Source organism: Streptomyces sp. SID11385, assembly GCF_010548245.1.
Lineage (GTDB): Bacteria > Actinomycetota > Actinomycetes > Streptomycetales > Streptomycetaceae > Streptomyces.
Genome location: NZ_JAAGLR010000070.1, coordinates 1 through 9,105, shown reverse-complemented (window position 1 = coordinate 9,105; position 9,105 = coordinate 1). Strand labels below are relative to the sequence as shown.

Genomic DNA, 9,105 nt, shown 5'->3' with positions numbered 1-9,105 from the left:
GCGGGCCGTGCGGGGGGCCTCGGTGCGGGCGCCGGCGTTTCCGCCTCGGCGGCGGGCGGGGCGGCGGGAGTCGCGGGCGGGGCGGCCTGCGGGGTCCTGGGGGGTGGTCATACGGTGCCTTCCTCTAGGGGCGGCGGGCGGATGGGTGACGCCCGTGCGCGGAAGGCGTCGGCACGGAAACGGGGCCCGCACCTGCTGGTGCGGACCCCGCTCACGCGGCGTTCTCGGCCCCCGAGGGGGCCGTGCGCAAAATCAGCCCTTGGGCGTGATGTTCTCCGCCTGCAGGCCCTTCTGGCCCTGCGTGACGTCGAACTCGACCTTCTGGCCCTCGATGAGCTCACGGAAGCCCGTGGAGGCGATGTTCGAGTAGTGGGCGAAGACGTCGGGGCCGCCGCCGTCCTGCTCGATGAAGCCGAAGCCCTTTTCGCTGTTGAACCACTTCACGGTACCGGTGGCCATATCAATCTCCTGAGGAGTCGAGAGATGAGAGCGGTACGTACCCTGTGCACGCACCGTGTCGCACCATGAGCCCCACCCGGAGAACCGGGACCAAACAAACGATGCGCCCGACGAAGCATTCCGTCAGGCGCACATAAGAAAGTTCTATGGGTACCAAAACTGCAACATCACCAGCCTAACACGCACAGCCCGTCTCGTGGGTGAGCCACGCCACTCGGGCGTGTCGCGGCGCAGGTCAAGAGGCGGGGGCCGGGTCGTGGCACGCGGTGGGCGGGGGTGGCGGCGCGCGGCCGGCGGGGTGCCGGAACATGCGGCGGCGCCCGCCGTCCGGTCGGGGACGAGGCGGGCGCCGCGCTCAGTTCCGTACGCCTTTGTACGGGACAGTCGAGGCCCTCGGAGGGGCTGCCGCTCAGACCGCCAGCGAGCGGTCCGTGGGGCGGATCGGGGCGGGCAGCGCGCTCGCCCCGGTCAGGTAGCGGTCCACGCCGCGCGCCGCGGAGCGGCCCTCCGCGATGGCCCACACGATGAGGGACTGGCCGCGTCCGGCGTCGCCGGCGACGAAGACGCCGGGGACGTTGGTCTCGAAGTGCTCGTCGCGGGCGATGTTGCCGCGCGCGTCGAGGTCGAGGCCGAACTGCTCGACGAGGCCGTTGGACTGGTCGGTGCCGGTGAAGCCCATGGCGAGGGTGACGAGTTCGGCGGGGATCTTCCGCTCGGTGCCCGGCTTCTGGGTGAGCTTGCCGTCGACGAACTCGACCTCGGCGAGGTGCAGGAAGCGCACGTTGCCGTCCTCGTCGCCCTCGAAGTGGGTGGTGCCCGCGGAGTAGATCCGCTCGCCGCCCTCCTCGTGCGCGGAGGTGACCTTGTAGAGCAGGGGGAAGGTCGGCCAGGGCTGCGAGGCCGGGTCCCGCTCGGCGCCGGGCTGCGGCATGATCTCCAGCTGCGTGACGGAGGCGGCGCCCTGGCGGTGGGCGGTGCCGACGCAGTCGGCGCCCGTGTCGCCGCCGCCGATCACGACGACGTGCTTGCCCTCGGCCGAGATCGGCGAGGTGACGTAGTCGCCCTCCTGCACCTTGTTCGACAGGGGCAGGTACTCCATCGCGTAGTGGATGCCCTTGAGGTCGCGGCCGGGGACGGGCAGGTCGCGCGAGACGGTGGCCCCGGCGGCGATGACGACGGCGTCGTAGCGGCGGCGCAGCTTCGCCGCGTCGAGGTCGCGGCCGATCTCCATGCCGGTGCGGAACTTGGTGCCCTCCGCGCGCATCTGCTCGATGCGGCGGTTGATGTGCCGCTTCTCCATCTTGAACTCGGGGATGCCGTAGCGCAGCAGGCCGCCGATGCGGTCGGCGCGCTCGTAGACGGCGACGGTGTGCCCGGCGCGGGTGAGCTGCTGTGCGGCGGCGAGTCCGGCGGGCCCGGAGCCGATGACGGCGACGGTCTTGCCGGAGAGGCGCTCGGGGATGCTCGGCGCGACGTCGCCGGTGTCCCACGCCTTGTCGATGATGGAGACCTCGACGTTCTTGATCGTCACCGGCTGCTGGTTGATGCCGAGGACGCACGCCGACTCGCACGGGGCGGGGCAGAGCCGCCCGGTGAACTCGGGGAAGTTGTTCGTCGCGTGGAGGCGCTCGGCCGCGGCGGACCAGTCCTCGCGGTAGGCGTAGTCGTTCCACTCGGGGATGAGGTTGCCGAGCGGGCAGCCCTGGTGGCAGAAGGGGATGCCGCAGTCCATGCAGCGGCTGGCCTGTGTCGAGACGATCGGCAGCAGGGAGCCGGGGACGTAGACCTCGTTCCAGTCCTGGACGCGCTCGGCGACGGGACGGGTGCGGGCGACCTCGCGCCCGTGGGTGAGAAAGCCCTTGGGGTCAGCCATGGGTCGCCGCCTCCATCATCTTGTCCTGGGTCTCGTTCTCCGAGAGCCCGGCCCGCTCGGCGGCGTCCTTGGCGGCGAGCACGGCCTGGTACGTACGGGGAATGATCTTGCTGAAGCGGTGGACGGCGCTGTCCCAGTCGGCGAGGAGCTTGGCGGCGACGGTGGAGCCGGTCTCCTCCTCGTGGCGGCGGACGGTCTCGTGCAGCCACGCGGTGTCGGTGTCGTCGAGCACGTCGGTGACGGAGGCGAGGGACTCGCCGTTCACGTTGTCCCGGTCGAGGTCGATGACGTACGCGATGCCGCCGGACATGCCCGCGGCGAAGTTGCGCCCGGTCGGGCCGAGGACGAGGGCGCGGCCCCCCGTCATGTACTCGCAGCCGTGGTCGCCGACGCCCTCGGAGACGACGGTGGCGCCCGAGTTGCGGACGCAGAAGCGCTCGCCGGTACGGCCGCGCAGGAAGAGTTCCCCGCCGGTCGCGCCGTAGGCGATCGTGTTGCCCGCGATCGTGGAGTACTCGGCGAGGTGGTCGGCGCCCCGGTCGGGGCGGACGACGACCCGGCCGCCGGAGAGGCCCTTGCCGACGTAGTCGTTGGCGTCGCCCTCCAGGCGCAGCGTGACGCCGTGCGGGAGGAAGGCGCCGAAGGACTGGCCGGCGGAGCCGGTGAAGGTGATGTCGATGGTGTCGTCCGGCAGGCCCGCGCCGCCGAAGCGGCGGGTGACCTCGTGGCCGAGCATCGTGCCGACGGTGCGGTTGATGTTGCGGATCGCGAGCTGGCCGCGCACGGGCGGGGCCGCTTCGGGCGAGGCGGCGGCGAGGGCGTCGGCGGCGAGCTTGATCAGCTCGTTGTCGAGCGCCTTGGCGAGGCCGTGGTCCTGCTCGGTGGTGCGGCGGCGGGCGGCGCCCTCGGGCAGCGCGGGGACGTGGAAGAGCGGGGCGAGGTCGAGGCCCTGCGCCTTCCAGTGGTTCACGGCGCGGGTCGTGTCGAGGTACTCGGCGTGGCCGATGGCCTCGTCCAGGGTGCGGAAGCCCAGCTCGGCGAGGAGTTCGCGGACCTCTTCGGCGATGAACTCGAAGAAGTTGACGACGAACTCGGGCTTGCCGGCGAAGCGTTCGCGCAGGACGGGGTTCTGCGTGGCGATGCCGACGGGGCAGGTGTCGAGGTGGCAGACGCGCATCATGACGCAGCCGGAGACGACGAGCGGCGCGGTCGCGAAGCCGTACTCCTCGGCGCCGAGGAGCGCGGCGATGACGACGTCCCGGCCGGTCTTGAGCTGTCCGTCGGTCTGCACGACGATGCGGTCGCGCAGCCCGTTGAGGAGCAGCGTCTGCTGGGTCTCGGCGAGGCCGAGTTCCCAGGGGCCGCCCGCGTGCTTGAGCGAGGTGAGCGGCGAGGCGCCGGTGCCGCCGTCGTGGCCGGAGACGAGGACGACGTCCGCGTGGGCCTTGGAGACACCGGCGGCGACGGTACCGACGCCGACCTCGGAGACCAGCTTGACGTGGACGCGCGCCCGGGGGTTGGCGTTCTTCAGGTCGTGGATGAGCTGGGCGAGGTCCTCGATGGAGTAGATGTCGTGGTGCGGGGGCGGCGAGATGAGGCCGACGCCCGGGGTGGAGTGCCGGGTGGTGGCGACCCACGGGTAGACCTTGTGGCCCGGGAGCTGGCCGCCCTCGCCGGGCTTGGCGCCCTGGGCCATCTTGATCTGGATGTCGTCGGCGTTGACGAGGTACTCGCTCGTGACGCCGAAACGCCCGGAGGCGACCTGCTTGATCGCGGAGCGGCGCGCGGGGTCGTAGAGCCGGTCGGCGTCCTCGCCGCCCTCGCCGGTGTTCGACTTGCCGCCGAGCTGGTTCATCGCGATGGCGAGGTTCTCGTGCGCCTCCTGAGAGATGGAGCCGTACGACATGGCGCCGGTCGAGAAGCGCTTGACGATCTCGGAGACCGGCTCGACCTCGTCGAGCGGGACCGGGGCGCGCCCGGTGGCGAAGTGGAAGAGGCCGCGCAGCGTCATGAGCCGCTCGGACTGCTCGTTCACGCGCTCCGTGTACTTCTGGAAGATGTCGTAGCGGCGCGCGCGGGTGGCGTGCTGGAGGCGGAAGACCGTCTCGGGGTCGAAGAGGTGCGGTTCGCCCTCGCGGCGCCACTGGTACTCGCCGCCGATCTCCAGCGCGCGGTGCGCGGAGGGGATGCCGCTGGGCGGGTACGCCTTGGCGTGACGGGCCGCGACCTCCTCGGCGACGACGTCGATGCCGATGCCGCCGATCTTGGAGGTGGTGCCGGAGAAGTAGGTGTCGACGAAGTCGGCGGCGAGGCCGACGGCCTCGAAGACCTGCGCGCCCCGGTAGGAGGCGACGGTCGAGATGCCCATCTTCGACATGACCTTCAGGACGCCCTTGCCGAGCGCCTTGATGAGGTTGCGGATGCCCTGCTCGACCTCGGTGTCGGGGAGGAAGGTCCCGGCGCGCACGAGGTCCTCGACGGACTCCATGGCGAGGTAGGGGTTGACGGCGGCGGCCCCGTAGCCGATGAGGAGCGCGACGTGGTGGACCTCGCGGACGTCCCCGGCCTCGACGAGCAGGCCGACCTCGGAGCGCTGCTTGGTCTTGATGAGGTGGTGGTGCACGGCCGCGGTGAGCAGCAGCGAGGGGATCGGGGCGTGCTCGGCGTCCGAGTGCCGGTCGGAGAGCACGATGAGGCGCGCGCCGGCCTCGATGGCCGCGTCGGTCTCGGCGCGGATCTCCTCGATGCGGGCGGCGAGCGAGGCGCCGCCGCCGGAGACGCGGTAGAGGCCGGAGAGCGTGACGGCCTTCATGCCGGGCAGGTCGCCGTCGGCGTTGATGTGGATGAGCTTGGCCAGCTCGTCGTTGTCGATCACCGGGAAGGGCAGGGTCACGCCGCGACAGGAGGCCGCGGTGGGCTCCAGGAGGTTGCCCTGCGGGCCGAGGGTGGAGCGCAGCGAGGTGACCAGTTCCTCGCGGATCGCGTCCAGCGGCGGGTTGGTGACCTGCGCGAAGAGCTGCGTGAAGTAGTCGAAGAGGAGCCGGGGCCGGGCGGAGAGCGCGGCGATCGGCGAGTCCGTGCCCATGGAGCCGATCGGCTCGGCGCCGGCCTTGGCCATCGGGGCGATGAGGACGCGCAGCTCTTCCTCGGTGTAGCCGAAGGTCTGCTGGCGGCGGGTGACGGAGGCGTGCGTGTGCACGACGTGCTCGCGCTCGGGCAGGTCGGGCAGCTCGATCTCGCCGGCCTCGACCCACTCCTCGTAGGGGTGCTCGGCGGCGAGCGCGGCCTTGACCTCGTCGTCCTCGATGATGCGGTGCTCGGCGGTGTCCACGAGGAACATGCGGCCGGGCTGGAGGCGGCCCTTGCGGACGACCTTGGCGGGGTCGATGTCGAGGACGCCGACCTCGGAGCCGAGCACGACGAGGCCGTCGTCGGTGACCCAGTAGCGGCCGGGGCGCAGGCCGTTGCGGTCGAGGACGGCGCCGATCTGGACGCCGTCGGTGAAGGCGACGGCGGCGGGGCCGTCCCAGGGCTCCATGAGCGCGGAGTGGTACTCGTAGAAGGCGCGGCGCGCGGGGTCCATCGAGGCGTGGTTCTCCCAGGCCTCGGGGATCATCATGAGCACGCTGTGCGGGAGCGAGCGGCCGCCGAGGTGGAGGAGTTCGAGGACCTCGTCGAAGGACGCGGAGTCGGAGGCGTCGGGGGTGCAGATCGGGAAGATCCGCTCCAGGGACTCGCCGGGGAAGAGGTCGGAGGCGAGCTGCGACTCGCGGGCGCGCATCCAGTTGCGGTTGCCCTTGACGGTGTTGATCTCGCCGTTGTGCGCGATGAAGCGGTACGGGTGGGCGAGCGGCCAGCTCGGGAAGGTGTTCGTCGAGAAGCGCGAGTGCACGAGGGCGACGGCGCTCGCGAAGCGGCGGTCCGAGAGGTCGGGGAAGAAGGGTTCGAGCTGCCCCGTGGTGAGCATGCCCTTGTACACGATCGTGCGGGCGGAGAGCGAGGGGAAGTAGACGCCGAGTTCGCGTTCGGCGCGCTTGCGGAGCAGGAAGGCGCGGCGGTCGAGCGCGATGCCCGTGGCCTCGCCCGCCGCGTCGGCGACGAAGAGCTGCCGGAAGACGGGCATGGTGGCGCGGGCGGCGGCGCCGAGGAGCTGGGGGGCGACGGGGACCTCGCGCCAGCCGAGGACGGTGAGTCCTTCCTCGCGGGCGAGGATCGAGACCGCGTCGGCGACCTCGTCGGGCTCGTTGTCGGGGAGGAAGGCGATGCCGACGGCGTACGCGCCCGGGGCGGGCAGCTCGAAGCCGGCCACCTCGCGCAGGAAGGCGTCGGGGATCTGGGAGAGGAGGCCCGCGCCGTCGCCGGAGTCGGGTTCGGAGCCGGTCGCGCCGCGGTGCTCCAGGTTCTTGAGCACCGTGAGTCCCTGCTCGACGAGCGTGTGGCTCGCCTCGCCGGTGAGGGTCGCCACGAAGCCGACGCCGCAGGCGTCGTGCTCGTTGCGGGGGTCGTACAGTCCCTGGGCGGCAGGGCGGGCGTCCATGGAGGCCCAGGAGGTCGAGGTGACCGCGGAGCCCTGGGCCGCTGTCCGCGGGGACTGCGGGCGCGGAGTACGCATCGGCTCTCCCGTCGTCGTCGGTGGCATATGACATGTGCCGAGGGACGACGTTGGCCCTCTGCGAAATTTCGAGCAGGTTACATGATGGAAGCAATCCCGGAAACCGGATACGGCGTTCCACCATGCGGACAATCACCGGGCGGAACCCGCAGCTCGGGCGGGGTGGCGACGGTCCGGCTTCGATACGGCTGGGGTGTTACTGAGACACGTGCGGCGACCGGTCCACGGACGTGGTCCGGCCGCCTGCGGCGGTCTGGTGACCGCACCGATCAGGGTGCTGGTCAAGCGGGGCGATCGGGGGCCTGAAAAGCCCGGCGGCGAGCCGGGCGGGGGACCTGCGAGGCGCGGGGGTCGTGCCCGGCAGGCCGTGGAACGGGCGACGCTGCCCGTGGCGCGTACGGCTCATGCCCTGCCGTCGCGTGGCTGAAACCGCCAGGTAACGGCTAGCTATGCAAAGTTCCGTATAAGCGCTCAGCTCCTCATCCTAGGGCGGCACCGAAGAGATTGCCCAGGAGGTAGGTCACACCGGCCGCCGCACCACCCAGGACGAGCTGGCGCAGCCCCCCGTACCACCAGGTGCGCGCCGTCACGCGGGCCACGACCGCGCCGCAGCCGAAGAGGCCGAGGAGCGCGAGCGCCACGGCGGGCCACAGGGCGCTCGCGCCGAGCAGGTACGGGAGGACGGGGAGCAGCGCGCCGAGCGCGAAGGAGACGAACGAGGACCCGGCGGCCACGAGCGGCGAGGGCAGGTCGCCCGGGTCGACGCCCAGCTCCTCGCGCGCGTGCACCTCCAGGGCCTGTTCCGGGTCGGCCGAGAGCTGGCGGGCGACCTCGGCGGCGAGTCGCGGTTCGACGCCGCGCGCCTCGTACACGGCGGCCAGCTCGGCCAGTTCCTCCTCGGGGTTGCGCCGCAGCTCGCGCCGCTCGACCTCCAGCTCGGCGAGGACGAGTTCGCGCTGCGAGGCAACCGAGGTGTACTCCCCCGCCGCCATCGAGAAGGCCCCGGCGGCGAGCCCCGCGAGGCCGGTCAGCACGACGGTGTGCGGTGCGACGGCCCCGCCGGCGACACCGCTCATGAGCGCGAGGTTCGAGACGAGCCCGTCCATGGCCCCGAACACGGCGGGCCGCAGCCAGCCCCCGGTGACGTCGCGGTGGTGGGGGTGCGGGGGCGTGTGCGGGGCGGCTTCGGGGGTCGGGACTTCGGGGGTGGCGACGGTGACGGCGGGGTCGGGCCGGGGCGGGGTGGTGGTGTCGAGCGGCGTCATGCCCGGAGTCCTTCGCGGGTCGAACGAGTGGAGCGGGAGGGTCGAAAGTACGCGCGAAAAACGCCCGCTGCCAGCAAGGAAGGCCGTACTTACCGGCCCGCACGGCGCCCGCGCGGCGCCCCGCAGTGGCCCCCGCGCGGTCGCGGCCCGGCGCACGGCGGGCGCACTCCTTCCGGCCGTGCTCCCCTCTCCCGCCGTCCCCGCTCCCGCGACCGCCGAAAGAGTGATCTTCGCCCGCTCCGGTCCCCCCTTCGCCTCGAACGTCGTCCGAACAGCGCGCCGGATGGCGCAGGATCAGCGGACGGATGGCGGGACGAGGGTCCCGCCGCAGGTCGCCCGAGGAGGCACACGATGGCCACCACGGTGAGCACGGCCCCGCCCGGAGTGGAGGCACGGGCACGCGGCGCGCTCCTCGGGCTCGCGGTCGGCGACGCGCTCGGCGCGCCCGCCGAGAACCTCAAGCCGAGCGAGATCAGGCGGCGGTGGGGGCGGATCACGGGGTACGTGGCGGAGCGGCCCGCCGGGACGGACGACACCGAATACGCCCTCTTCTCGGGCCTGCTGCTCCTGCGGCACGGAGCCGGGCTCACCGTCGCGCACGCGGAGGCGGCGTGGCGCGAGTGGCTCACCGACATCGACGAGGGCGCCTTCCGCGGCGCCGGGTTCAGCGAGCGCGGCACGGTGGAGAACCTGCGGCGCGGCCTCGCCGCCCCGGCGAGCGCGCAGCACCGGCACCCGTGGAGCGACGGCCTCGCGATGCGGGCGGCACCGTTCGGCGTGTACGCGGCGGGCGACCCGACCGAGGCGGCGCGGCTCGTCGCCGTGGACGGCGCGGTCAGCCACGAGGGCGAGGGCGTGTACGGCGGCCAGGCCGTCGCCGCCGCGGTCGCCGTGGC

At 72.4% G+C, this 9,105-nt stretch carries 5 protein-coding genes; 1 reads left to right on the top strand and 4 read right to left on the bottom strand.

Annotated elements, in window-relative coordinates; genetic code table 11:
- Positions 1–252: 252 nt before the first annotated feature.
- From G3I42_RS02515 to G3I42_RS02500, 4 genes are all read right to left on the bottom strand, one after another.
- On the bottom strand, positions 253–459 hold the full coding sequence (locus G3I42_RS02515; RefSeq protein WP_164282210.1) for a cold-shock protein: 207 nt from the start codon (positions 457–459) through the stop codon (positions 253–255).
- A gap of 409 nt (positions 460–868) precedes the next feature.
- Positions 869–2,332 carry a glutamate synthase subunit beta gene (locus G3I42_RS02510; RefSeq protein ID WP_164282209.1) on the bottom strand — a complete coding sequence of 488 codons (1,464 nt, stop codon included), beginning with the start codon at positions 2,330–2,332 and terminating at the stop codon, positions 869–871.
- Entirely contained in the window at positions 2,325–6,869 is a 4,545-nt protein-coding gene (gene gltB, locus G3I42_RS02505) for a glutamate synthase large subunit (protein ID WP_164282211.1), read from the bottom strand. The genes G3I42_RS02510 and gltB overlap by 8 nt, the downstream gene beginning before the upstream one ends.
- Positions 6,870–7,423: 554 nt before the next feature.
- Positions 7,424–8,209, bottom strand: coding sequence for a VIT1/CCC1 transporter family protein (locus G3I42_RS02500; protein ID WP_164282208.1), 786 nt, complete (start codon positions 8,207–8,209; stop codon positions 7,424–7,426).
- A 351-nt stretch (positions 8,210–8,560) separates the two neighbouring features.
- On the opposite strand from G3I42_RS02500, the gene G3I42_RS02495 reads away from it, so the two are divergent.
- Positions 8,561–9,105 (top strand): ADP-ribosylglycohydrolase family protein (locus tag G3I42_RS02495; protein ID WP_203606266.1); only part of this gene is annotated, 545 nt, incomplete at its 3' end.

What these genes read in the sequence shown, in the direction of transcription:
- G3I42_RS02510 (WP_164282209.1), bottom strand. Translation starts at nt 2,332, where the DNA reads ATGGCTGACCCCAAGGGCTTTCTCACCCACGGGCGCGAGGTCGCCCGC.
- gltB (WP_164282211.1), bottom strand. Translation starts at nt 6,869, where the DNA reads ATGGACGCCCGCCCTGCCGCCCAGGGACTGTACGACCCCCGCAACGAG.
- G3I42_RS02515 (WP_164282210.1), bottom strand. Translation starts at nt 459, where the DNA reads ATGGCCACCGGTACCGTGAAGTGGTTCAACAGCGAAAAGGGCTTCGGC.
- G3I42_RS02500 (WP_164282208.1), bottom strand. Translation starts at nt 8,209, where the DNA reads ATGACGCCGCTCGACACCACCACCCCGCCCCGGCCCGACCCCGCCGTC.